19 protein-coding genes are annotated in these 24,835 nt (G+C 74.3%); all 19 read right to left on the minus strand.

Going from position 1 to position 24,835, the window contains the following annotated elements; all coding sequences use genetic code 11:
- Position 1: 1 nt before the first annotated feature.
- Genes rfbC through IE172_RS13705 form a run of 19 tightly spaced genes read right to left on the minus strand, consistent with a single transcriptional unit; the run spans position 2 to position 24,818 of the window.
- Complete coding sequence (gene rfbC / locus IE172_RS13615) at positions 2-553, minus strand: dTDP-4-dehydrorhamnose 3,5-epimerase (RefSeq protein WP_190097460.1); 552 nt, start codon at positions 551-553, stop codon at positions 2-4.
- Complete coding sequence (locus tag IE172_RS13620; protein WP_190097461.1) at positions 550-1,764, minus strand: polysaccharide pyruvyl transferase family protein; 1,215 nt, start codon at positions 1,762-1,764, stop codon at positions 550-552. The genes rfbC and IE172_RS13620 overlap by 4 nt, the downstream gene beginning before the upstream one ends.
- The gene (locus tag IE172_RS13625; protein WP_190097462.1) at positions 1,761-2,708 is read right to left on the minus strand and encodes a glycosyltransferase family 2 protein; all 948 of its coding nucleotides are present in this window, start codon (positions 2,706-2,708) and stop codon (positions 1,761-1,763) included. The genes IE172_RS13620 and IE172_RS13625 overlap by 4 nt, the downstream gene beginning before the upstream one ends.
- A 32-nt stretch (positions 2,709-2,740) precedes the next feature.
- Positions 2,741-4,024, minus strand: coding sequence for an MATE family efflux transporter (locus IE172_RS13630; RefSeq protein WP_431985767.1), 1,284 nt, complete (start codon positions 4,022-4,024; stop codon positions 2,741-2,743).
- A gap of 5 nt (positions 4,025-4,029) precedes the next feature.
- A complete protein-coding gene (locus tag IE172_RS13635) occupies positions 4,030-5,313 on the minus strand; it encodes a DUF4910 domain-containing protein (protein ID WP_190097464.1) in 1,284 nt (427 codons plus the stop codon).
- A complete protein-coding gene (locus tag IE172_RS13640; protein WP_190097465.1) occupies positions 5,301-6,326 on the minus strand; it encodes an NAD-dependent epimerase/dehydratase family protein in 1,026 nt (341 codons plus the stop codon). The genes IE172_RS13635 and IE172_RS13640 overlap by 13 nt, the downstream gene beginning before the upstream one ends.
- A gap of 3 nt (positions 6,327-6,329) precedes the next feature.
- Positions 6,330-6,977 carry a PIG-L deacetylase family protein gene (locus tag IE172_RS13645; RefSeq protein ID WP_190097466.1) on the minus strand — a complete coding sequence of 216 codons (648 nt, stop codon included), beginning with the start codon at positions 6,975-6,977 and terminating at the stop codon, positions 6,330-6,332.
- Positions 6,974-7,774 carry a glycosyltransferase family protein gene (locus IE172_RS13650; protein WP_190097467.1) on the minus strand — a complete coding sequence of 267 codons (801 nt, stop codon included), beginning with the start codon at positions 7,772-7,774 and terminating at the stop codon, positions 6,974-6,976. The genes IE172_RS13645 and IE172_RS13650 overlap by 4 nt, the downstream gene beginning before the upstream one ends.
- Positions 7,771-9,006, minus strand: a complete 1,236-nt coding sequence (locus IE172_RS13655; RefSeq protein ID WP_190097468.1) for a class I SAM-dependent methyltransferase — start codon at positions 9,004-9,006, stop codon at positions 7,771-7,773. The genes IE172_RS13650 and IE172_RS13655 overlap by 4 nt, the downstream gene beginning before the upstream one ends.
- Positions 9,003-10,274 (minus strand): glycosyltransferase, encoded by a 1,272-nt coding sequence (locus IE172_RS13660; protein WP_190097469.1) that lies wholly within the window; start codon positions 10,272-10,274, stop codon positions 9,003-9,005. The genes IE172_RS13655 and IE172_RS13660 overlap by 4 nt, the downstream gene beginning before the upstream one ends.
- A gap of 1 nt (position 10,275) precedes the next feature.
- Entirely contained in the window at positions 10,276-11,508 is a 1,233-nt protein-coding gene (locus IE172_RS13665) for an O-antigen ligase domain-containing protein (protein ID WP_190097470.1), read from the minus strand.
- 1 nt (position 11,509) lies between these two features.
- On the minus strand, positions 11,510-13,030 hold the full coding sequence (locus IE172_RS13670; protein WP_190097471.1) for a right-handed parallel beta-helix repeat-containing protein: 1,521 nt from the start codon (positions 13,028-13,030) through the stop codon (positions 11,510-11,512).
- A 14-nt stretch (positions 13,031-13,044) separates the two neighbouring features.
- The gene (locus IE172_RS13675; protein WP_190097472.1) at positions 13,045-15,165 is read right to left on the minus strand and encodes an alginate lyase family protein; all 2,121 of its coding nucleotides are present in this window, start codon (positions 15,163-15,165) and stop codon (positions 13,045-13,047) included.
- The gene (locus tag IE172_RS13680) at positions 15,162-17,345 is read right to left on the minus strand and encodes a bi-domain-containing oxidoreductase (RefSeq protein ID WP_190097473.1); all 2,184 of its coding nucleotides are present in this window, start codon (positions 17,343-17,345) and stop codon (positions 15,162-15,164) included. Before IE172_RS13680 ends, IE172_RS13675 begins: the two co-directional genes overlap by 4 nt.
- A 16-nt stretch (positions 17,346-17,361) precedes the next feature.
- The gene (gene asnB / locus IE172_RS13685; protein ID WP_190097474.1) at positions 17,362-19,293 is read right to left on the minus strand and encodes an asparagine synthase (glutamine-hydrolyzing); all 1,932 of its coding nucleotides are present in this window, start codon (positions 19,291-19,293) and stop codon (positions 17,362-17,364) included.
- 3 nt (positions 19,294-19,296) lie between these two features.
- Positions 19,297-20,874 carry a Wzz/FepE/Etk N-terminal domain-containing protein gene (locus tag IE172_RS13690; RefSeq protein WP_190097475.1) on the minus strand — a complete coding sequence of 526 codons (1,578 nt, stop codon included), beginning with the start codon at positions 20,872-20,874 and terminating at the stop codon, positions 19,297-19,299.
- The gene (locus IE172_RS13695) at positions 20,871-22,238 is read right to left on the minus strand and encodes a Wzz/FepE/Etk N-terminal domain-containing protein (protein WP_190097476.1); all 1,368 of its coding nucleotides are present in this window, start codon (positions 22,236-22,238) and stop codon (positions 20,871-20,873) included. The genes IE172_RS13690 and IE172_RS13695 overlap by 4 nt, the downstream gene beginning before the upstream one ends.
- A complete protein-coding gene (locus tag IE172_RS13700; protein WP_190097477.1) occupies positions 22,235-23,512 on the minus strand; it encodes a glycosyltransferase family 4 protein in 1,278 nt (425 codons plus the stop codon). The genes IE172_RS13695 and IE172_RS13700 overlap by 4 nt, the downstream gene beginning before the upstream one ends.
- Positions 23,502-24,818, minus strand: coding sequence for a nucleotide sugar dehydrogenase (locus IE172_RS13705; RefSeq protein WP_190097478.1), 1,317 nt, complete (start codon positions 24,816-24,818; stop codon positions 23,502-23,504). The genes IE172_RS13700 and IE172_RS13705 overlap by 11 nt, the downstream gene beginning before the upstream one ends.
- Positions 24,819-24,835: the final 17 nt, after the last annotated feature.

Below are 24,835 nucleotides of genomic sequence, written 5' to 3' on the forward strand. Positions count from 1 at the left end.
CTCAGTTCTCCCTCTGCTTCAGCACGTCGGCGAGGCTCGGCGCCCGCCGGTCCCGCTCGGACATCGAGGTGACCGGCAGCGGCCAGTCGATGGCGAGGTCCGGGTCGTCGAAGGCGATCGTCACGTCCTCGGCCGGGTCGTGCGGGCGGTCGATGCGGTAGGAGGTGTCGGCGGTGTCCGTGAGCGCCTGGAAGCCGTGCGCGCACCCCGCGGGGACGTACAGGGTCGTCTGGGTCTCGCCGGACAGTTCGAACGTGGCGTGGCGCAGGTAGGTGGGGGAGTCCGGCCGCAGGTCCACGACGACGTCGAAGATCCTCCCGTACGAGCAGCGCACCAGCTTCGCCTCGCCGGCGCCGGAGCGCAGGTGCAGCCCGCGCAGGACGCCCCGGACCGAGCGGGAGAGGCTGTCCTGGACGAAGGCGTCCGGGTCGATGCCCGCCGAGCGGACCACGCCGGCGTCGAAGGTGCGGCAGAAGAAGCCGCGTTCGTCCGTGTACGGCGTCGGCCGGAACAGGTACGCGCCGGCGATCGCCGGGACGTCGGTCGCTTTCATGAACTCTCCTGCGGGGCGTGGGGACGGTCGGTCGCCGGGAAGAGGGCTGCCGTCAACGCGGCGAACTGACGGTCGAGTTGCTCGGTGACGGCCCGGTTCCGCTCGGCCAGGGTCCGCCGCAGCCCGGCGGACCGCCGCTCCAGTGACCGGAACTGTTCGAGGAGCCGGTCGGCGTCGACCTCGCGGGCCGGGTGGCAGTAGGCGTCCAGGCCCATGCGGGCCATGAGCGCCTCGCTCTTCGCCGCGTAGCTCAGCGCCAGCGTCGGCGTCCCGGTCCTCAGGGCGCAGACGAGGTTGTGGTACCGGGTGGCCACCACGGTGTCGGCGGCCGCCGTCTCCTTCATCAGGTCCGCCAGCGAGGTGGCTTCGGCGGCGGTGACCAGGGGCGAGTCCACCGCGTCGAGGATCGCCTCGACGACCCGCGTGTCGCAGGCGTCGCCGGTGAGCAGCCGGACCGGCCTGCCCTCCCCGGCCAGCGTGCGCACGAACCGGACGGTGCCGTCGAGGTAGCGCCGGTGGATCTCCTCGGCGCGGTCGCGGTCGTCGTCGCCGCCGTGGAAGTCCATCACGCCGACGCAGACCCGGCCCGGCTGCCTGCCCTCGCCGGCCGGGGGTGCCGGCAGGGCGAACGCGAGGTCCGGGTGGACCGCGTCGCGCGTGGTGTCCACGCCCATCGCCCGCATCGCGTCACGGGACAGGGTGTCCCGGTACGACCGGTGGGCGGCGAGCCGCGCCGACCGGCGCACCAGGGCCCGGGTGGGCCGGCTGCCGATCGGGGCGGCGCCGACACCGACCAGCGCCACCTTCGTGCCGAGCAGCCTGCCGCTCGCGCAGAGCAGGAACAGCGCGTACGGGAAGCCCCAGGGCCGCAGCGGCAGCGTGGCCTCCAGGACGCCCATGCCCGGCACGATCACCACGTCGTGCCGGCGCACCCAGGCGGCGGTGCGCACGGCGTCGACGAGCTTGCCCAGCCCTTTGCCCGCGATCGCGCCCGCCCGTGACGCGGTCCGGTACTCCCCGCGGTACCAGTGCAGCCGTGTCGCGGGGATGCCGTACCGGGCGGTGACGACCTCGGGTCCGCCGCACAGCGCGTCCACGACGGCCTCCGGGTGCGCGGCCCGCAGGTACCCGAGCACGGCCTCCAGCGATCCGTCGTTGCCGAGGTTGCCGGAGCCGAGCAGGCCGAACAGGCCGACGCGCGCCTGCCTCACGCCTGCCGCCCTTCCCGCCCGGCGACGAGGGCGTCGACGGACACGGTGAGCCGGTCCGGGTCGACCGGGGCGCGGTCCTCGACCCGCTCGCCGGCGCCCGGCCGGGCCCGGGAGGTCATCCACGCGGCCAGGTGGCGGTAGCAGGCGCGCCGGTCGGCCGGGGACAGCGGCGCCCGCCGGATCGCCGAGACGAAACCCCACACGTACTCGGCGAGCAGCCGGGGCGTCGGGTGCAGCGGGCCCGCGCGGCGCGGGTCCAGGTTGACGCACCGGGAGCGCTTGGAGGGGTTCGCCCGCTCGGCGCGGGTGGGGTGGTCGCGGCGGAAGTACAGCAGTTCCGGCACCTGGTGGAACGGCCCGTGCAGGGTGATCTCGGCGACGAACGTGCGGTCCGCGTGGTGGTAGCTGTCGTGCGGCTTGACCCGGCGCAGCACGTCGGCCCGCATCACGCCGTAGAAGTCGTCGCCGCCGGGTTCGAACAGCAGGCTGCGGAAGCGTTCCGGCGCGTGCGGGGAGTCGGTGGCGAGCCCGTACGCGTAGGGGACCTTCACCTTGCCGTCGCCGTCGATGACGGCCTGGCCGCTGTGCGCGAGGATCACGTCCGGCCGCTCGTCCAGCGCCTCGACGCAGGCCCGCAGCAGGTCCCGGGCGTACAGGTCGTCGTGCGAGGCCCACTTGAACAGCTCGCCCCGGCACTGGGTGAACACGTGGTTGTGGTTCGGGGCGGCGCCGATGTTACGGGTCAGCCGGATGTAGCGGATGCGGGAGTCCTTCGCCGCGTACGTCCGGCAGATGTCCTGGGTGCCGTCGGTCGAGGCGTTGTCGGAGACGACCAGTTCGAAGTCCTCGTAGGTCTGGCCGAGCAGCGCGTCGAACGCCTCGGCGAGGTACTCCTCGCCGTTGTACACGGGCAGGCCGACGCTCAGCCTGGGTTGGGCTGTCATGAGGTCCTCACTTCACGCGACTTCACGGGATTTCACGGAACTTCACGGATGGTCTTCTGGTGGTGCTCGCGCAGGGCGGACCGCAGGTGCAGCCACCACACGGCCGAACCGCACAGGGTGGCGGCGGCGACGCCCCAGGCCGAGCCGGCCGTGCCGGCCACGACCGCCCCGCCGAGCCCGCCGGTGACGTAACAGACGGAGGCGAACAGCTGGCTGCGCAGACTGCGCCGGGCCGCGCCCAGGGCGCGCAGCCCGGCCGCCGCGCCGGTGCCCAGGCCGGCGCCCGCGACGCCCAGCGTGACCGGCACGACGAGCTCGGCGGCGGCGCTCCAGACACCGCCGAGCACCAGCTCGCCGAGCCGGTCCGGCACCAGCAGCAGGGCCCCGCCCCACAGCAGCGCGGCGACGGCCTGACCGCCGCCGAGGAGCAGGCAGAACGTGCCGAGGCGGTGCGGGGCCCGCCGCAGCACCCGTGCCGCCTCCGCGACGGTGACCAGCGACAGGCCCATCAGCAGGGCGAGGAACGGGCCCAGCAGCAGCTCCGCCCCCCGGATCACCCCCACCGCGCCGACCCCGACGATCGCGCCGAGCCCGTACGCCCGCAGCTGGCTCGCGCCGCTGTTGCTGACGTTCTCGACCAGGTAGCGGTAGCCGAGGTCGCGGTGCTCGCGCACCCACGGGCGCGCGCCGGAGAGGCGGGGCCGGATGCCGGACTGGAAGCAGCCGTACACCGCGGCCACCGCGGCGGACCCGCCCCAGGCGAGCACGAAGGCGGACACGCTGCCCACCCGGGCCGCCGCCACCAGGGCCGGGACGAGCGCCACGCCCCACACGACGTCGTTGACGAACGCCTTCCGCCCGGTGCCGGCGGCGAAGAACGCGAACCGCCACGCGTCCTGGAGCAGCAGCCCCGGCAGGACGACACCGAGGCAGGCGAACGCCGTCCCGACCGGGCCGCCGAGGGCGAGACCGACCGCCACGGACACCGCGCCGAGGGCGGCACCGACACCGAGCGCGGCCCCCGACGACCGGGCCACCGCCCCGCGCCAGGACGCCTCCGGCACGCCGCTGAACCGCACCACGAGCGGGTCGGTGGCCACCCCGCGCGACACGTTGAGCACCACCCCGTAGGTCACCCAGGCGAGGCTGAACACGCCGAACGCGGTCACCCCGAGCGAGCGGGCCACGTAGACGCCCACCACGAAGTTGCTCACGCTGGAGGCCGCCTGGTCGGCCAGTCCCCAGGACAGCCGCCCGACGACGGCCCGCCTCGCCGACGCCGCCCGCGGCCTCGTCCTCTCCCCCTCGGTGGTCATCGGCGTCATGCCTTGAGCAGCCCGGCGGTGTGCAGGGCGTCGGCGGCCGCCGCGACGGTGTCGAACGGCAGCCCGGACCGCTCGGCGACGTCCAGCAGGCCGTGCTCCCCGTCGGACAGGCTCAGGACCCACAGCATCGCCATCTGGGCCTGCTTCGCGTCGCTGCGCCCCCCGAGCGAGTCGTACAGCCCGCGCCGGCCCAACTGCGGCTCCCCGTACGGGCTCAGATTGACGTACCGCCGGTTGCGGTCCAGGACGCCGAACGCCTCGCGGCAGACCGCCAGGGTGTCCGCCATCGCCTCCGCGGACACGAAGTCCGGGTCGTCCGCCGAGGTGTGGTACTCGGGGTACCCGGCGTACGGGGTCCGGCTGAGCGAGCCCACGCCGAGGTCGAACCCGGGCGAGCAGTACTGCCGCTCGTCGTAGCCGTACGGGGTGAACTCGGTGATCCGGTGCGGGCGTCCGGAGGCCGCCAGCACATGCCGCAGCACCCGGTCGATCTCCGCGTCCCCGCGCCTGCTCCGCTTGTACGTCAGCTGCCCCCGGTCGCCGGCGCAGGCCAGCACCAGCCCGTGCCTGACCCGTCCCACCCGTTCGGCGTTGCGGGCCAGCCAGGTGATCGCCCCGATGGTGCCGGGGGCGAAGACGAACCGGTAGGTGTAGTGGGGCTGCCGCTCCGCGAGCGCCCGGGCCAGGAAGACCGCCACCGCGACGCCGGCCAGGTTGTCGTTGGCGAGCGACGGGTGGCAGACGTGGCAGGAGACGATCACCTCGTCGGGGACCCGCCCGGGGACCACGTGCTCGGCGTAGGTGAGGTGGCCGTCGGCGAGCGTGGAGTCGATCCGCACCTCGTAGTCGCCGTCCGGCATCGCGTCCAGGGTCTCCTGGGCCAGGCAGAACCCCCACTCCGGTGTGTAGTAGCTGGTGCGGTACGGCACCCAGGACGGATGGTCGGGCAGCGTGTGCAGGTGCGGGCGCAGTGCGGTGAGCGGCATGGTCGCCGACACCGGCACGCTGTAGCCGAGGACGTGCAGGCTGGACGCGGCGAAGTCGACGACCCGGCGGCCGGAGGCGTCGGCGACGTACGCGTCGCGGATGTTCCACTCCTGCGGCACCGTCCAGTCCAGGACCTGGGTCCCGGTCGGCACCTCGTGCACCTCCAGCGGGACGTACTCACCGACGATGTCCAGGGTGGCGCGCACCCCGTCGCCGGTGATGCTCCGGCACAGCGGGTACAGCCGCCGTACCAGCGCGTGCATCTCCTCGCCGACGTCGGTCACCGGCGCCACCGCAGGGTGTCGTCGACGGCCTTGGCGTCGGAGGCCGCCCGCAGCACCGCGAGGCGGGTGAAGCGCCGCTCGAAGTCCTCCTGGGTCAGCCCGTGCGTGCGGTAGGCGTCGGCGAGTTCGAGCGCGCCCCGCTTCACCGTCCACGCGCAGTCGAAGCCGGGCACGGCGGCCCGGAAGCGGGAGAAGTCCACCCGGTAGGACCGCGGGTCGGCGCCGCTCTCCCCGGTGATCACCACCTTGGAGCCGGACACCGCCTCGGCGACCTGCCCGGCGATCTCCGCGACCGTGACGTTGTTGGCCTCGGTGCCGATGTTGAACGCCCGGTCGTGCACCGCCACCCGCGGCGCGGTCAGCGCGGCGGTGAAGGCGCGCGCGATGTCGGCGGCGTGCACCAGCGGACGCCAGGGGGTGCCGTCGGAGAGCACGAGCACCTCACCGGACAGCAGCGCGTGGCCCACCAGGTTGTTCAGCACGATGTCGGCGCGCAGCCGGGGCGAGAACCCGAACGCGGTGGCGTTGCGCAGGTACACCGGGCTGAAGTCGCCGTCGGCCAGCGCGTGCAGGTCGTCCTCCACCCGCACCTTGGACTCCGCGTACGGCGTCACCGGGCGCAGCGGGGCGTCCTCGCCCACCAGGTCGTCACCGCCGGCGGCCCCGTAGACCGAGCAGGTCGACGCGTACAGGAAACGCTGGACCCCCGCGTCGCGGGCCAGCCGGGCCAGCCGCACCGAGGCGTGGTGGTTGATGTCGTAGGTGAGTTCCGGCGCCAGCGAGCCCAGCGGGTCGTTGGACAGCGCGGCCAGGTGGATCACGGCGTCCACCCCGGCCACGTGCTCGGCCGTGACGTCCCTCAGGTCCACCCGGGTCCCCGGCGGGTCGGCGGGCGCCGGGCCGAGGACGCAGTCGGCGAACAGGCCGGCGTCCAGACCGACGACCTCGTGGCCCGCGGCCGCGAGGACCGGGGCCATCACGGTGCCCAGGTAGCCCTGGTGTCCGGTCAGCAGTACGCGCACGGGTCATTCCCCCAGGTCGAGAGTGAGTTTGGTGACGGCGAACGCCTCGGCGTAGCGGGCGTGGCATTCGATGCCGCGGATCCGGGCCAGACCGAGGAAGGCCTCCCGGTCGTACCAGGGCCGGTGCCGCTGCGAGGGGTAGTGCTCCTGCAGCAGCCGCACCTTCCGCTCGGCGGTCTCCGGCGACAGCGGCTGGTACGCCGTCATCGGGCCGAGGTCGCCGTCCCACTTGACGATCTCGTAGCCGAGCACGAGGTGGTCCCGGAAGGCGGTGGTCATCATGCGCGCCAGGCCGCGGTGGTCCTGGTGCGCGTCCTCGGCGCGCGGGGCCAGCACGACATCCGGCTCGGTCCGCGCGCGCAGCTCCTCGACCGCGGCCTTGGCCTCCTCCCAGTGCGCGGGCATCCGGCCGTCCGGCAGCTTCAGCACGGTCAGCCGCAGGTCGGCGCCGGGGCAGAAGGCGGCGAGCGCGGCCCGCTCCTCCTCCTCGCGTTCACCGCCGCCGCCGGACAGCACCAGCGCGTCGACGCGGATGCCGGGCCGCGCGAGGCACAGGGTCAGCAGCGTGCCGCCGGCGCCGATGGCGATGTCGTCGCAGTGCGCGCCCACCGCGACGACCCGGTCCAGACGGCCGGTCCCGAGCCGGATCACGCCGTCACCCCGGCGCCCGCACCGTCCCGCTCCCACACTGCCCACGGGCGGTCGCCCCGCGCGTAGGCCTCGTCGAGCGCGGCCCGCTCCTTCACGGTGTCGGTCGGCTTCCAGAAGCCGCGGTGCCGGTAGGCCATCAGCCGCCCCTGCTTGGCGAGCCCGGCGCAGCCGTCGGCGACCAGGTCACCGCCCTCGGGGATGTGGTCGAGGACCTCACGGCGCAGGACGAAGTAGCCGCCGTTCTCCCACAGCGGCAGTTCGCTCACCGGGGTGATGCCCCCCACCAGCCCGTCCTCGCCCAGGTCCACGCAGTGGAACGAGGACTGCGGCGGCACCACCATCATCGACGCGCCGGCGTCACGCCGGGCGAACCGGTCGATCATCTCCGGCAGCGGGGCGTCGGTGAGCACGTCGGCGTAGTTGGCGAGGAACATCTCGTCGCCGTCCAGGTGGTGCCGCACCCGGCGCAGCCGCTCCCCGATGGGCGACTCGATGCCGGTCTGCGCGAACGTGATCGTCCAGTCGGCGATGTCGGTGGACAGCAACTCGGTCCGCCCGCCCCGCAGCACGAAGTCGTTGGACGTCGTCTCCTCGTAGTTGAGGAAGAAGTCCTTGATGTGGTGCGCCCCGTAGCCGAGGCACAGGATGAACTCCGTGTGCCCGTAGTACGCGTAGTAGCGCATGACGTGCCAGATCAGCGGGCGCGGCCCGACCATCGCCATCGGCTTGGGCACGTCGTCGGAGGTCCCGCTGCGCATCCGCAGCCCGTAACCGCCGCAGAACAGTACGACCTTCATCGCTCGACCTCGACAATGCTCAGTTCGGGTATGGGGAAGACGAGCCGTCCGCCCCACTCGTGCACGAAGGACAGCTGCTCGGTCAGCTCGGCCCGCAGGTTCCACGGGAGCACCAGCACGTAGTCCGGCCGGTCGGCGGCGATCCGCTCCGGCGGCAGGACCGGGATGCGGGTGCCGGGGGTGAACCTGCCGTGTTTGTAGGGGTTGCGGTCCACCGTGTACGGCAGCAGGTCGGGCCGGATGCCGCAGTGGTTGAGCAGGGTGTTGCCCTTGCCGGGCGCGCCGTAGCCGACGACCGTCTCGCCCCGCTCGGCCGCGTCGATGAGGAACCGCAGCAGGTCCCGGCGCACCTTGGCCACCCGGGCGGCGAACTCGGCGTACCCGGACAGCTCCTGCAGTCCGGCGGCCTTCTCCCGGTCCAGCACCTCGGACACCTGCCGGGAGGGCTCCCCGGCCACCCCCTCCGGCCGGGCCCACAGCCGGATCGAACCGCCGTGCGTCGGCAGCAGCTCCACGTCCACCAGGGTCAGTCCGCCGCTCGCCAGCGCCCGGGCCGCCGCCGCGACCGTGTAGTACTGGAAGTGCTCGTGGTAGATCGTGTCGTACTGGTTCTCCTCGATCAGGGTCAGCAGGTGCTGTACCTCGACCGAGACCCAGCCGTCGTCGGCGACCAGGGCGCGCAGTCCCCGGGTGAAGCCGACCACGTCGGGGATGTGCGCGTACACGTTGTTGGCCACGACCAGGTCCGCCGGGCCGTGCTCGGCCCGCACGTCCGAGCCGGTGGCCGGGTCGAGGAACGCGGTGAGCGTGGGCACGCCCGCGTCCCTGGCGGTGGCGCCCACGTTCACCGACGGCTCGATGCCCAGGCAGCGGATCCCCCGGTCCACCACGTGCTTCAGCAGGTACCCGTCGTTGCTCGCCACCTCGACCACGAAGGAGTCCGAGCCGAGGTCCAGCCGGGCCGCCGCGTCGGCGACGAAGGCGCGCGCGTGCTCCACCCAGGAGGTGGAGTAGGAGGAGAAGTACGCGTACTGGGTGAACGTCTCCTCCGGAGTGATCAGCGGAGGGATCTGCGCCAGCCAGCAGTCCGTGCACACCCGCAGATGCAGCGGGTACGCCGGTTCCGGCCGGTCCAGTTCGTCCGCGGCGAGGAAGCTCTCGCACGGCGGAGTCGCCCCCAGGTCGACGACGCTCGCGAGCGCCGCCGAGCCGCAGAGTCGGCATCGTGTCATCTACTGCCCCCATCCCGCCCGCGCGGGTCGCCCCGCCGCGAGCCAGTGCTTCCGTCCCCCGGCGGCGGGCCGTCCCCGCCGCCGGACCGCCCCGCGACCGCGGCGCGATACCCCTCCAGCAGGCGCTCCAGCCCGACGGCCGGGCTGAAGTCCCGTTCGTAACGGCGCCGGGCCGCCCGCCCCATCTCCCGGTTGCGGGCGCCCCCGGCGGTGATCCGGCGCAGACAGGCCGCCAGCGAGGCGGCGTCGCCCGGCCGGTGCAGCAGCCCCGTCTCCCCGTCGTCGACGAGTTCGGCGAAGGCGCCGTGCCCGGCGGCGACGGCCGGGACCCCCGCCGCCATCGCCTCCACGACCACCAGGCCGAACGTCTCCAGCCACGTCGAGGGAGCCACCACGGCGACCGACCGCGCGACGGCCTCCCGGCACCGAGCCGTGTCGTACAGGCCGGCGTACCGCACGTCGTCCCGGCCCGCCGCCCAGGCGGCGACCTCCCGCTCCAGCGGCCCCGCCCCGGCGATCACCAGCGGCACGCCCGCGCCGCCGCCGGCGGCGATCTCGTCCCAGGCGGCCATCAGCAGCCGCACGCCCTTGGCCTCCGCGAGGCGGCCGAGGAAGAGCACGTGCTCACCGTCGCCCGCCCGCCGCGCCTCCGGGTCGGGCACGAAGTTGTGCTTCACCGCCAGCCGTCCCGCCGGCAGGCCCGCCCCGACCAGCACGTCGCGCTGCGCCGCCGAGATGCAGAAGAACCGCTCCACGCCGGACCACCACCGCCGCCGGTTCAGCGACAGACTGACCGCGAGCGGCACCGTGGCCAGCCGGGAGTCCCGGTAGCAGCCGTGCCGGACGGCGGGCAGCGGTGAGCCGCCGACGCACTCGGTGCACGGCCGGCCGTCCCGCTGGAGCGTGCCGGGCGGGCAGACCTGGGTGTAGTTGTGCAGTGTGGCGACGGCGGGCACCCCCGCGTCGGCGCAGGCGGCCAGCACCGCCGGCGACAGCAGCGGGAAGACGTTGTGGACGTGCACCACGTCCGGCCGTTCGGCGCGCAGCCGCGCGGCGAGCTCCCTGCGGACCGCCGGGTTCCACGGCACCAGCAGCGGCAGCGCCGCCTTGCCGGGCAGCGACCGGCCGGGGATGTCGTCGCTGCGCCGCTCGAACAGCCCGACCCGGTGGCCGGCCCCGCGCAGCAGCGCCACCTCCTGGTCGACGACCTTGTTCTCCCCGCTCGGCTGCGCCGAGGCGTAGCGGTTGTGCACCACGAGGACGTGCATGTCAGGTCACCTCCGATCGCTGGGCCCACCGCGGTACGCGCCGCCGGGCGGCCCCGGGCACCGGGAGGGCGGGGGCCGCCGCGGGCGCCGCCAGCAGGGAGGCGGCCACGGTCAGGTGCAGCAGGTACGGCGAGGCGTCGCCCAGCCCGGCCTCGGTGTACGAGGCGATCGCGCAGTAGCTGATCAGGAACAGCGCGCAGGCCCTCGACAGCGACGGCGGCCGCAGCAGCGCGACCCCGCCCAGCACGGCGATCATCGCCGCCACCAGGGTCACGCCGGTCACCCCCTGCTCGTGGTAGACGGCCAGCCAGCTGTTGTCGATGGGCAGCCCGCCGAACGACTTGTCGCCCAGGCCCGAGCCGAACAGGAACTCCGGGGTCGACCGCGGTGCCGCCAGCAGGGCGTCCCACACCTTGGCCCGGCCGGTGAGGCTGGTGAAGTTCTCCTGGCTCTGTCCGCGCAGGAACCACGCCTGGAGCAGGGAGCCGAACCCCACGGCGGCCACGGCGGCCACCAGTACCGCCCAGGTGAAGAAGCGGCGGGCGGCGGCGCTGGTCAGCACGAGCGAGCCGATCGCCACCGCCAGTCCGGCGATCAGACCGAGCGTGGCCGTACGGGTGTGGGTCAGCGCCAGCAGCACCAGGGCCGGCACGACCACCAGGGCCGCGCTGCCCCGGTCGGTGCGGCGGCCCAGCAGGAGCAGCACGGTGAGCCCGGTGATCACCGCGGCGTACTGTCCGATCTGCGGCGGGGTGAGCGGCCACAACGCGCCGACCAGCCGGCCGCCGTAGAGGTCGGGCAGGGCGGCGCCCGGCGAGACGGCCAGTCCGGCGGCCACCGAACACAGCACCAGGAAGTACATCCGGATGTGGTGCCGCACGAAGGCCGTGCCGCCGTCCCACCAGCGGCTGAGCAGCCACAGCGTGGCGATGAAGAAGGTCAGCCGGGCGCAGCGGAACAGCGCGCCGAACCCCGACTCCAGGCTCGCGCTGGCCAGCACGCTCGGCACCAGCAGCAGGGTGAGCAGGAACAGGAAGGCGCTCGGCCGGACGCGCAGCCGGAGGTCGACCGCGAGCGCCAGCGCGAACGCGGCGACCAGCGCGCCCATCGTGACCATCTGGATGAGGGAGCGGGGCAGCGGCACGATGGTCTTCGCCCCGGCGGAGCCGAGCGTGTTGAGGACCAGCAGCCCCCAGGCCGTCCCGACGGCCCGCGGCGTGCGCTCCGCGCCCATCTCAACCACCGTCCCGGGTACGGAAGGTGCTGCCCGCGTCCTGCCGGTACGGCGCGCCCTGCCACTGCCCGCGGTCCAGCACCCGGCTCGGGTCGTGGGCGACGAACTTCCACGCCCCGACGTACACGTTGTCGTACCAGCGGTTGTGCTGCCCGTGGGTGATCGCCTCGGCGACCCCCTCGCCCTGGTACGGCGACCAGTCCGGGTAGGTGCCGTAGTTGGCCAGCACCGCCATGCGGTCGCACAGGTCCGCGCAGTCGACGACGGACTTGTCCAGCAGGAAGCGGTTGTCGTGGATGTCCACCCGCTGGGTCTTCCACCGGCAGTCCGAGCGCAGGGGCGCGGCGGCGATCCGCGGCTGCGCGCAGCGGGCGGTGTCCGCCACCAGCAGCGTGCAGTGGCCGGAGGAGGTGTTGGCCGGGCTGTTGCAGAACCGGTCGGCGTTCTCCCACAGGGTGATCCCGGACCAGTTGTCCTCCAGCACGTTGCGGTGGATCTCGATCCGGTCCGTGCGGGCCCGTACCCGTGGTTCGCCGCCGGACTCCGACACGTAGACGGTCGCGAGGGGGAAGGTGTCGCCGCGGTCGGCGTACCTGCGGCCCTCGACCCAGTTGTTGCGCCGGATGGTGTTTCCGCGGATGACCGCGTTGTAGCTGGTCTCGTAGATCAGCGCGGCACCGTCGTTGGCCTCGAGCACGTTGTCCTCGATGCGGAAGTCGTTGTTGTTGGTGTCCGCCCACAGCCCGGTCCCGCGGTTGTCGTGCACCCAGTTGCCGCGGACGTCGGCGCCGTCGACGGCCCAGAACTTGATGCCGCCGGTGCAGCCGCAGCCCGGCCGCTTCCGCTCCCAGTCGCCGGTGTTGTTGCCGGTGATCTCGTTGCCCTCGACCACCAGACCGGTGATCCGGCCGCCTCCCTTGTAGGCGTTCATGCCGTACTGCCCGTTGTCGCGCAGGCAGTTGGCACGGACCCGCTGGCGGGCGCCGGCCATCAGACCGGCGCCGGTGTTGTCCCGGATCGTCGTGTGCTCGATCACCCACCCGTCGGCGGAGTCGTGGTTGACCACGCCCTCGTCGTGCGGGGCGACGAAGCCCCGCACGGTCAGGTGGCGGACGGTGACGTCCCGGGCGGCGCCGCCGAACGCGTACTGGTTGGTCCTCCGGCCGTCGAGCACCGCGCCGGGCGCGCCGAGGTAGGTGTTGCCCTCCTTGGGGACGACCTGGGCGTAGCGGTCCGGTCCGAGCCGGTGCGTGCCCGGCCGGAGCCAGAAGGTGGTGTGCGGGGGGCTGTTCCTGGTCTTCGCGGCGAGGTCGCCGGTGACCGCGGGGTCGACGGCCACCGCTCCCGCCGGCGCCTTCGCCGGTCCGGGTGCGGGCCGGTCGCACACCCGGGCGACGGGGGTGGCCGGCGCGGCGGTCGGCTCCGGCCGTGCGTCCGGTGTGCCGTCACAGCCGGTCGCCGCCAGCAGGACCAGTACCAGCGGTGCCGCCGGTAACGCCCGGCGCCGCCACGTGCTCCCCACCTGCCCTCCTCCCCTCAGTCCTGGAACCCGAGCACGGTGGTGAAGCCCTCCGTGCCGTCGGTGAAGCCGGTGCCGACCAGCGTGGTGGCGGGTTCCCTGCGGCCGAAGCCGGGGGAGTACCAGCCCAGCGGCGGGTCGCTCTCGCCGCGGTGCGCGCGCCAGTCCAGCCGCGCGGGCAGGTCGAGCACCGCGGAGCGGTCCGCGCCGTCCCGGGACCAGGTGAGCACCGCCCGGCCGTCCGACAGGTCCGCGGTGACCGAGGGACCGAGGTGGAACGCCAGCCGGACGGCCCGGCGCGGCCCGCGCACCTCGTCGACGATCCTCACCTCGCGTGTGGCGTGCGTCAGTTCCACCTCGCGCCGGTGCACGGACGCCCCGTAGCCGTCGTGTTCGGCGCACCAGCGGGCCATGTCCGCGCCGGAGGTGTCCACGGACAGGACCCGGCTGCGGGCGTGCCGCGTCCACAGGAACGGGCCGCCGGAGACGGACTGGTCGGCGCCGTCCAGCTCCAGGGTGTTGTGGCCGAGGGTCGACCGGAAGTACCGCCGCCACTCGGGCTGCCCGTGGTAGCAGTAGGTTCCCGGGTCGGCGAGCACGTCGACCCCGTCGTGCCGGACCTCCACGGACAGCGCGTCCGCGTGGGCGTGCGCGGCGATGGACAGGAACCCGTGCGGGCCGCCGTCGCAGCGGCACCAGATCCCTCCCGGCCCGCGCAGGACGGTGAGCCCCGCGTCGGCGAAGTGGTCCGGCCGGCTCGCCGGGCGCGTCACGGCCGGGAGCGTCCCGCCGTCCGGCGGCTGTACGAGCCCGGCGCCGGGCGGGCGGCGGAGCCACCGGCCCGAAGGCGCCCCGCGGCCGGCGCGCGGCACTCCGTCCGGGAACGCCGTGCGGCCGGGGCGCCCGCCGGCCGCGGAAGCGGGCGCGGGGGCGGGGGCCGGGCCGGTTCCGGGCCGGATCAACGCGGCCAGCAGCGGGGTGCGCACGTCCGTGCCGGTCACCTCCGGCCACCACGGGAGCCGGCCGAAGACCGCGTCCCCGGTGGCCAGCAGCGAACCCCAGCGGTCGGTGCCCGCGCCGTCCACCACCAGACCGTGCCCGTCGTCGGCGTCCCCCTGGCGGGGAGGCCGCAGCCGGTCGTCCACCACGGCCGCGAGCGCGTCCGTCATCCGCAGCAGCACCCGCCGTACGGTCGCGGGCACCTCCACGCCCGCGGCGTCGGCCTCGGCGACCGCGGCCAGGCCGAGCTCCAGCACCAGCCCGTGGTACTCGGTGGCCAGCTCGCGGTTGAGGCCGGAGCCGAAGGTGTTGCCGCGCAGATGCCGCTCCAGCGACCGCAGCGCGTCGGCCCGCAGCCGCGCCGATTCGGGGAACCAGCCGAACGCGCAGGCCGCGGCGAGCTGTCCGGCCGCCTCGGCGACGGCGTGGTTGTTGGCGGAGGACCCCCGGCTGGGGAAGGCGGCCAGCCAGCGCTGGTGGTGCCAGATCTGGTTCCGCGCCACCGGATCGTCCTCGAACAGCCCGGCCGCGCCCGGCCAGCCGTCGAGCAGCCGGCGGATCCACACCCACGACAGCAGCCGGATGCCCAGCTCGATGCCGCTGGTCCAGTGCACCCCGCGCAGCGGCGGGTTGGCAGCCCACCACGACCGCAGGTGCCCGGCGACGCGCTCGGCGTACCGTTCGTCCCCGGTGACCGCGTGGGCGGCGGCGAGCACGGTGAGGTACTGGTGCCGGGACGGCTCCCAGATCTGCTTGATGTCGCCGGCCGCGTCCTCGTCCCGGTACGGCACGTCGAAGGCGTAGCCTCCCGGCGCGCGACGGCCCGTCTTCGGGTCGAACCACCAGTCCGGGTCGGCCAGGTCGGCGCGCTCCACCCCGAAGAACACGGCGTGCCCGGCCATCAGCCGGTCCGCGTCGGCGACCAGGCGTTTCGCGGCGTCCGGCGGCACCGCGGCGATCGCCCCGGCGGGCAGGACGGCGGTGAATTTGGCGCCGGTCACGGCCGGGCAGTCCGGCGGCGGCACCGACCGCCACCGCCGTCTGCGCACCGTGTCGCCCACCCGGCCGGCGACCTCCCGCGGCCCCATCCGGGACAGCCGCCGCAGGTACCAGCCCGGACTCCCCGAGCTCACCGTCATCGTGCCCCCGCCAGCGTCACCGGCACGCCGGCGGCCAGGCCCGCCCGCACGGCGAGGGTCGCCGCGGTGGTGGCGACCAGCGACTCGAGCGGCACCGGCATCGGGCCACCGGTCCGCACCGCCTTGACGAACGCCGCCAGTTGGGCGGACTGGCCCTTGTCCCGGGCCTTGGGAAGCCGCGAGCTGACCCACCGCTTGCGGCCGTCGTAGACCGAGGCGCGGACGAAGTCGTCCAGGCGCAGCGCACGGCCGTCCGCGACCAGGTCGATGGTCTCCTTGGGGAAGCCCGCCGGTCCGGTGGTGACGTAGCCGATGGTGGCGGTGGACCCGTCCGGGTAGCGCAGCACGACCTGGAGGTCCTCGCCGCCGGGCGTGGTGAGCGCGTACACCGAGACCGGGTCGGCCCCGAGCAGCCGGCTCGCCGTGTCGACGAAGTGTCCTCCCTCGCCCGCGAACCGCGAGCCCTCCGTGGCCTGCTGGAGGTACCAGCTGCCGTGGTCGAGGCGGCCCGCGTTGACCAGGTAGCGGACGTGTCCCGGCCCGGTCCGGGCGCCGAACCGCTCCGAGGCGTCCCGCAGCAGCGGCGCGAACCGGCGGTTGAAGCCCACCTGGAGCCGGTCGTTGCCCGACTCCTCCACCGCGGCCAGCACGCCCGCCAGTTCGTCCTCGGTGAGCGCCAGCGGCTTCTCCACGAACACCGCCTTGCCGGCCAGCAGCGCCTTGCGGGTGAGTTCGGCGTGCGAACTGTGCCGGGTGACCACGAACACCGCGTCGACGGACGCGTCGCCGAGCACCGCGTCCAGATCGGTGGTCGCCCCGGCGAAGCCGAACTTGTGCTGCGCGTTGGCCGCGGACAGCGCCGTCGTGGTGACGACCGTGGACAGCTCGACACCGTCGCGTCCCGCCAGGTGCGGCAGCAGCATCGACGTCGCGTAGTTGCCCGCGCCGACGAACGCCAGCCGCACCGGCGTCCCGGCGGGCCTGGCCGGGGCGGAACGCGGGCCGCCGCTCCGTACCGCGGGCACGGCCACCTCCGGGGCCGGCGCCTCCACCGTCTGCCCGGGGTAGCGGAACAGCACGGCCACGGCCTTCAGACCGCCGCCCTCCAGACTCCGGTACGTCTCGACGGCGTCGTCGAAGTCGGCCGTGCGGGAGACCAGCGGCTCCACGTCGACGCGGCCCCGGGCGGCGAGGTCGAGGAAGCAGGCCAGGTTGCGGCGCTCGGTCCAGCGCACGTAGCCGGCCGGGTAGTCCCGGCCCTGGAGTTCGTACTCCGGGTCGTAGCGGCCGGGGCCGTAGCTGCGGGAGAACCGGACGTCGAGTTCCTTCTCGTAGTACGCGTTCCACGGCAGGTCGAGGCGGCACTTGCCGATGTCGACGACCCGGCCCCGGTCCCGGGAGAGCCGGGCGGCCAGCTCGACGGGCTGGTTGCTGTCGCCGCCGGCGGCCAGGTACACCTGGTCCACGCCCAGACCGCCGGTGAGCTCGGCCACGGCCTGCTCCACGGCCGGGGAGCCGGGGTCGCCGCAGGCCGCGGCGCCCAGCCGCTCGGCGAGCTCGCAGCGCACCGGGTCGGGGTCGGCCCCGACGACCCGGGCCCCGGAGGCGGCGAGCAGCTGCACCACCAGCTGGCCGATCAGGCCGAGGCCGATGACCAGCGCCACGTCGCCGAGCTGGGGTTCGCCCCGGCGCACCCCCTGCAGGGCGATCGACCCGACGGTGCCGAACGCCGCGTGCTGGGGCGCGAGTCCGTCCGGCACCGGGGCGTACAGGTTCTTCGGCACCCAGTTCAGCTCGGCGTGCAGCGCGTGCTCGTTGCCCGCGCAGGCCACCAGGTCGCCGGCCTTGACGTCGTCGATGCCGTCCCCGACCTGCTCCACCACCCCGCACAGCGAATAGCCCAGCGGGGTGTAGGAGTCCAGCTTGCCCATCACCTTGCGATAGGTGGCGGGCACGCCGTTGACGGCCACGCTCTGCACCACCTTGGCGACCTGGTCCGGCCGGGAACGGGCCTTGCCCAGCATCGACATGCCGGCCTCGGACACCTTCATCAGCTCGGTCCCGGTGGAGATCAGCGAGTAGGCGGTGCGCACCAGCACCCCGCCCGGCTTGCACCCCGGCACCGGCACGTCGAGCAGGGCCAGCTCGCCGGTCTTGTAGTTCTGTACGACCTGTTTCACCGAAGTCCTCTTGTCTCTACGCCGTCGGGGAGCTCTGGCCGGACCCGGAGGTCGCGCCGCGGTACCAGTACTCGAGGGTCAGCACGTGCCACAGATGCTTGGAGAAGTCCTGCTGCCCGGCGGCGTCCGCGGCGACCAGCCGCTGGAGCGCGTCACGGCGCAGGAAACCGGAACGGACCAGCTCGCCGTCGTCGACCACCTCGCGCACCAGAGGTGCCAGGTCCCGGCTCATCCAGGCCCGCAGCGGGGCGCTGAACAGGCCCTTGGGCCGGTGGACGATCTCCCGCGGCAGGACGGAGACGGCCGCCTCCTTGAGGACGGCCTTCCCCTGCCGGCCGGCGATCTTGCGGCGGCCGGGCACGGCGAACGCCGCCTTCACCACCTCGACGTCCACGTACGGCACCCGCACCTCGGTCGAGGCGGCCATGCTGGAGCGGTCCGTGTACGCGAGGTTCAGGCCCGGCAGGAACATGCGGGCGTCGGCCAGGCACATGCGGTTGACGAAGTCGTCGAGAGCGTTGTCCGCGTAGACGTCCGCGTGCTCGGTCAGCACGTCGTCGACCGTCCCGGCGAGGTCCGGGTCGACCAGGGCGAGCAGTTCCCGCCGGTCGTACAGGGTGTAGCTGCGCCGGAACGCGGTCTCCTCCGGCAGGTCGGCGAAGGACAGGAACCGCTTCGCGAAGCGCACCGACCGGTACCCCCGGCGGGCCGTGGCCACCGGCAGCCGGCCCACGGCGCCGGACACCCCGCGCCGCAGCGGCCCCGGGACGCGCTGGTAGCGCAGCGCGAGCAGGTTGGCCAGGTGCTTGCGGTACCCGGCGAACAGCTCGTCGGCGCCCATCCCCGAGAGCATCACCTTCACCCCGGCCTCGCGGGCGGCCGAGCAGATCAGGAACGTGTTGATCGCGGCGGGGTCACCGATCGGCTCGTCCAGGTGGTACGTCATCCGCGGCAGCAGGTCGAGCACGTCCGGGGCGATCTCGATCTCCCGCAGGTCGACACCGAACCGCTCGGCGACCTGCCGGGCGTACCGCAGGTCGTCCGGCATCGCCTCGAACCGGGCGTCCTCGGCGCGGAACCCGATCGTGTACGCGGAGATCCCGGGCCGGTCACGGGCGGCCAGCGCGGTCAGGTAGCTGGAGTCCAGACCGCCGGAGAGGAAGGTCGCCACGGGGACGTCGGAGAGCAGGTGACGCCGGGTCGACTCCTCCACGACGGCGGCGACGTCCGGCTGTTCACCGGCCAGGGCCCGCTCCCGGGCCTCGGCGGCGACGTCCCGCAGGTTCCAGTACCGGCCGCGCTCCACCCGGCCGTCGGGCCGGCACCGCAGCCAGCTCCCCGGCGGCAGCTTCTCCGCCTCGCGGAACGCGCACCGCGAGTCGGGCACCCAGTAGTACAGCAGCGACGCCACCAGCGCCGCGTGGTCCACCTCCAGCGTCCCGCCGGTCACGGCGGCGAGCGCCTTGAGTTCGGAGGCGAACACCAGACCCTCACCGCGCCGCAGCAGGAACAGCGGCTTGATGCCGAGCTGGTCGCGGGCGAGCACCAGCTCACCGGTCCGCTCGTCGAAGATCCCGAACGCGAACATGCCGCGCAGCCGGGGAAGGCAGTCCGTGCCCCAGCGCCGCCACGCCTCCAGCAGCACCTCGGTGTCGGAGGTACCGCGGAAGCGCACCCCGGCGGACTGCAGTTCGGCGCGCAGCTCGGGCGCGTTGTACAGCTCGCCGTTGTAGGTCAGGGCGAGGCCGCCGGAGACCATGGGCTGGGCGCCGGTGCCGGACAGGTCGATCACGGCCAGCCGGCGGTGCCCCAGGTGCACCTCGCCGTCCCCCGCGGAGTGGCTGTACCGGCCCGCCCCGTCCGGGCCGCGGTGGGCGAGGGTGTCGGTGAGCCGGTCGGTGACGGCCTTCCCGTCCGGCCATCGGTACGTGCCTGCGATGCCACACATGTGCTACCGCGCCTCCTGGTCGCTGTCCGGGACCCGTGCCGCCGGCATCGGCCGGCGTTCGGTCCGCCTCGGGCCGTCCCCCACTGCCCGGACGGCGTGGGAGGTACCCCCACCGTTGTTCCGGGCGGGCCGCTCGTCACGGCCGTGCAGGCCGGTGTGGGGGTCGGTGTGCGGGCCGGTGCGCAGGCCGTGCCACAGCGTGCCGTCGGTCCGGTCCCGCGGATCGGGGTCGATCAGCACCACACCGATCACCGCGACGCGCTGCTCCGCGAGCTGCCGCGCGACGGTGTGCAGCCACGCGGCGCTGCCGTGACCGGCCCGTACGACCAGCACGGTCCGGGTGCCGAGGTACCGCAGGTCGGTCCACGGCGTGCCGGGCCGCACCGAGCCGACGCCGAGCGCGCGCTCCCCGGGCGGCGCCTCGGCGGCCCGCCCGCCGTCGACCACGGCCGGGTCCCCGGGCCGCGGGCGGCGGCCCGCGAGCAGCGCTCCCGGCAGACCGTCGACGACGACCACCGCCTCCTCGGCCGCCAGTGCGCGGGCGAGGTCCAGGGCGAGGTCGCCCGCGGCGCGCGCACAGCCCAGTTCCAGCAGGGACACCGGTTCCGCGGAGCCGCGCACGGTGCGGGTCAGGGACGTGGTGAGCCGGGTGCGTGCCGCGCGGGTCCGCCGGCGCCGCCACGGCGCGACCGTCCGGCGGGGCAGCTCGGCGATCACGGAGGCGCCGAGGTGCGCCGCGATGTCCCGGCGCAGCACGGGGCGGTCCGCCACCACCGAGGTGACCGCGGCGACCGCGAGCCCGAGGACCAGCCCGAGGACGAGCCCGATCGCGGCGTTGGTGGCGGCCGCCCCGGTGAGGGAGTGCCGCACCACGCGCGGCGCGTCCACGATCTGGGTGCCGGCCACGAGCCGGGGCGTGCCGACGCGTGCTTCCGCGGCGCGCTGCCCGAAGTCGGTGACGCGGGAGGTGAGTTCGGCGCGGCGGGCGAAGAGCGACTCCATGGTCGCCGAATCCTGCGGCCCGCCCTGCGGCGGCCCGTCACCGATCGCCTCGTTGACCCGGTCGAGCTCCTCCCGCATGCGGGCCTGCTGTTCGAGCAGCGTCTTGGCCTCGGCGTCCGCGGCTTCGCGGATCCGCCGCACGTGGTCCGCGACGAACGCGTCGGCCAGTGCCCCGGCGCGGGCCACCGCTTCCGCGTCGCTGTCCCCGGTCACCGTGATCTGCAGCAGGTTGTTGGTCAGGCCCAGGCCCTCGTAGTCCTCCATGAAGTCCTCCGGCCTCTCCGGGGACCCCATGGCCTTCAGGGCCGCTCCCGCGATCCGCGTGGTGTGCAGCAGGGCGGCGTCGGTGCGGATGAGCGTGCCGGGGTCGTTCGGCTGGTCCTGCTGGTGGGCGACGAGCACCTTGGTCACCGCGGTCGGTGGCGGCGGCAGGAGGACGGCCACCGCCGCGCCGGCGAGCAGCCCCAGCAGCGCCAGGGCGGACCAGAGGCGGCGCCGTCTGCGCACCGACACCACGAGCGAGTGCAGGTCGAGCAGCGGGGCGGAGGCCGGTGCGTCCGGCGTCGCGGGTGTCGTCACGCCGCACCACCCGTCGTGCCCTCGCCCGCCGCGAGCGCCGGCACCGCGGCGTCCCGGTGACGGCCGCCGGCGGTCCCCGGAGCGACGGGTACCGGGCCGGCGAGGACGACGCCGACGACCTCGTGCCCCGCGTCCGCGCACGCCTCGGCGAGGCCGGTCAGTTCCTCCGTGGTCCAGTCGCCCGCGCCGAGCACCACCAGGGCGCCGGACTCGTCGCCCCGGTCCGGAACCACCGGCCGGGACACCGGCACCTCCAGCACCCGCAGGCGCGGACCGTCTCCGGCCTCGGCGGCGAGCCGCTCGGCGGCCCGCAGGGCCACCCCGTCGCCGTCGGGAACCAGGACCAGCAGCCGCCGGGGGGCGGGCAGCAGGTCCCGGAGGCGGGCGCAGACGCGCCGGTAGCGGACCTGCCGGCCGGCCTCGTCGCCGGACGGCCGCGGGACGGGCGCGTCCCACCGGGTGCCGGTGCCGAGCAGCCGGCTGATCCGGGCCCGCGGGCCGTCCTCCCCGGGCCGGTGCGCGGGCCGTTCCCCGGGTACGTCGACGGTCCCCAGCGGCGTCGAGCGCAGCGCCGCGGCGATCTCCGGCCCGGTGCACGGCCGGCGGTTCACGCGGGCGGCGGTGAGGTGCCCGGCGACCGTGAGGAGGACGAACAGCAGCGCCCCGGCGGCGACGAGCTGCCACCTGGTCGGCGGTGCCTCGCCGTCCGGCCGGGCCGCGGGCCCCATGACGACCATGCCGGTGCCGGCCGCGGCGGGGTCGGTCCGGTCCAGCTTGGTGACGGCCTCCTGGAGCGCGGTGCGCAGCTTCGCCAGCTCGGTGCGGGTCTGCACGCTCTCCACGGTCCGCCCCGGGTCGGCCGAGTCGGCCAGTTCGGTGATGCGGCGGCTGGTCCGCAGCACCAGCTGCCGCAGCTCCTCGGGCCGCGCCGCCGCCTCGGCGTCGGCGGTGTCGCCCCCGACTCGCGCGGCGAACGCGACGAACTGTTCGACCATCGCGTCCGCGAGGCGCTGCGCGTGCTCGGGGGTGTCGGCGGTGGCCGAGATCTCGATGATGTTCCCGTCGGAGGCCCTGGCGGCCACCCGGTCCCGCAGGTCGCCCGCGCCGACCCCGTCCCGGTCGAGCTCGTCGGCCGCGCGGTCCACCACCACCGAACTGGTCGCGATCTCCACCTGGGTCAGCAGTTCGCGTTCCTCCCACGCCCCCGGCAGCAGCACCGACGCCGACGTCGTGTACCGCGGCGGGAACACCAGGGAGGTGCCGAGGCCGACGAGCGCGCCCAGGACGGCGACGACGGTGAGCAGCCGCCGGCGCCGGCGGATCAGCCGCCCGATCGTGACCAGGCGTATCGTGTCCTCGCTCAACGGCGCGGCCTCTTCCCCGCGCGGTACGTGCCGCGCGCCCGCACCGGAGGCCGGTCGCGGCAGGCGGCGGCGTAGGCGGCGAGCAGCGACGCCTGCGAATTGCGCCAGGACAGCGGCCCGTTGATCCGCTCCTGGCCGGTCTTGCCCATCCGGGACCGTGTCTCCGGCTCGTCCAGCAGCCGCGCGACGAGCCGGGCGAACTCCCCCTCGTCGTTCGCGGGCGCGTAGACGGCGGCGTCACCGGCGGAGACGCGCGCCTCACGGAGGTCGAACGAGACGACCGGCCGGCCCATCACCATGTACTCCAGGACCTTGTTCATGGTCGACACGTCGTTGAGCGGGTTGTGCGGATCGGGGGAGAGGCACACGTCCGCGGTGGACAGGTAGCGCACCAGGTCGGCGTCCGGGATGCGCCCGGTGAACTGCACCTGGTCCGAGAGCCCGAGCCGGCGGGACAGTTCCACCATCGCGTCGAAGGTGTCGCCGCCGCCGACGAACACCGCGTGCCAGTCGGTCCGTCCGACCTCGTCGCGCAGCTTCGCCAGCGCCCGCAGGGCGTAGTCGACGCCGTCCTGCGGGCCCATCACGCCCAGGTAGCACAGCAGATGGGGCTTGCCGCGCTTCAACTCCGGCTCGGGCGGCACCGGGTGGAACCGGCCGGTGTCCGGGGCGCTGCGCACCACGAACACGTCCTCGGGCCGCCGCCCGCCGCGGCGCACCGCGACGTCCCGGTAGCTCTCGTTGGTGGCGAGCACGACGTCCGCGGCCCGGTAGGTCATCCGCTCCAGCGCGCACACGCCGCGGTACAGCAGGTCCTTGCCGCGGCCGAACCGGGACAGGTACAGCTCGGGCACCAGGTCGTGCTGGTCGAAGACGAACCGCGCGCCGTGCCGCTTCATCCACAGGGCCGGCAGGAAGAGCAGGTCGGGCGGGTTGCAGGCGTGCACCACGTCGACCGGGCCGACCTTCCGGGCCAGCCGCACGGTGTGCCACAGCGCCGATCCGTACTCCCGCAGATAGCCGGCCGGTCCTCCGGTGGCGGCGCGCAGCGGGTAGCGGTGGATCCGCACCCCGTCGATCACCGCCTCCGGTTCCGTGTCCCGCTTGGTGCCCCGGGGGCAGACGACGTGCACCTCCCAGCCCGCGTCGCGCAGCGTGGTGCACTCCTGCCACACCCGCCGGTCGAACGGCACCGACAGGTTCTCCACGAGGACCAGCGCGCGCCGGCCCGCCCCGCCGCCGGACGGGTCTGTGAACGACGTGTCACCAGGCAAGGCCCACGTACCCCGGTTCGGTCCGGCGCGCCTCGGCGTCGGGAAGGCGGACGAGATCGACGATCACGGGGCCGCCGCCACGGGGCAGCGCCGACAGCACGGCCGGGTCCCTGGTCCCGACCAGGCACACCTCGGCGTGTTCGAGCACCTCCTCGACGGAGTCCGCGAGGAGCTGCGCGAGGTGCGGCAGCCGGGTCTCGATGTACTCGCGGTTCGCGCCGAGCAGCCGGGACAGGCTCACGTTGGCGTCGTGGATCCGCAGGTCGTACCCCTTGCCGAAGAGCCGTTCCGCCAGTTCGACGAGCGGGCTCTCGCGGAGGTCGTCGGTGCCGGGTTTGAAGGACAGCCCGAACATCCCGACCCGGCGTCTGCCGGTGCGCTCCACCAGTTCCACCGCCCGTTGCAGGTGGTCGGCGTTGGAGGGCAGCACATGGGCGAGGATGGGCACCGAGACGTCGGCGCGGTGCGCCGCGTGGACCAGGCTGCGCAGGTCCTTGGGCAGGCAGGAGCCGCCGAAGGCGAAGCCGGGCCGCAGGTAGGCGGGGCTGATGTTCAGTTTGCGGTCGGCCAGGAACACGTCCATGACCTGGTGCGAGTCCACTCCGAGGGCCTGGCACACCGCGCCCAGCTCGTTCGCGAAGCCGATCTTGAGGCCGTGGAACGCGTTGTCCGCGTACTTGATCGCCTCGGCCGTCGGGATCGGCACCCGGAACACTTCGCCGGGCAGTCCGTCGTACAGCGCCGCCACCACGTCGCCGCTCGCCGGGTCGAGCTCGCCGATGACGGTCTTGGGCGGGTCGAAGAAGTCCCGCACGCTGGTGCCCTCGCGCAGGAACTCCGGGTTGACCGCGACCCCGACGTCCACCCCGGCCGTGCCGCCGACGTACTTCTCCAGGATCGGCACCAGCAGGTCGAGGCAGGTGCCGGGGAGCATGGTGCTGCGGAACACCACGGTGTGCCGTCCGCCCCGCTCGGCGAGCGCCGCGCCGATCTGCTCGGTGACCCGCTCCAGGTAGGTGGTGCACAGGCTGCCGTTGGGCTCCGAGGGCGTGCCCACGCAGACCAGCGACACCTCACTGTCCATGATCGCCTCGCGGACGTCGACGGTGGCGCGTAACGCCCCGGTCCGCACGCCCCCTTCGATCAGCTCTCCGATCCGCTCCTCGACCACCGGGGCCTTGCCGTCGTTGACCAGGTCGACCTTCACCTGGTTGACGTCCACCCCGACGACCTGGTGCCCCAGGTCGGCCAGGCACGCGGCCGACACGCAGCCCACGTAGCCGAGCCCGAACACACTGACTCTCATGACCCGTTCCTCCCCCC

Source organism: Streptomyces griseoflavus, assembly GCF_014649995.1.
Classification (GTDB): domain Bacteria; phylum Actinomycetota; class Actinomycetes; order Streptomycetales; family Streptomycetaceae; genus Streptomyces; species Streptomyces griseoflavus.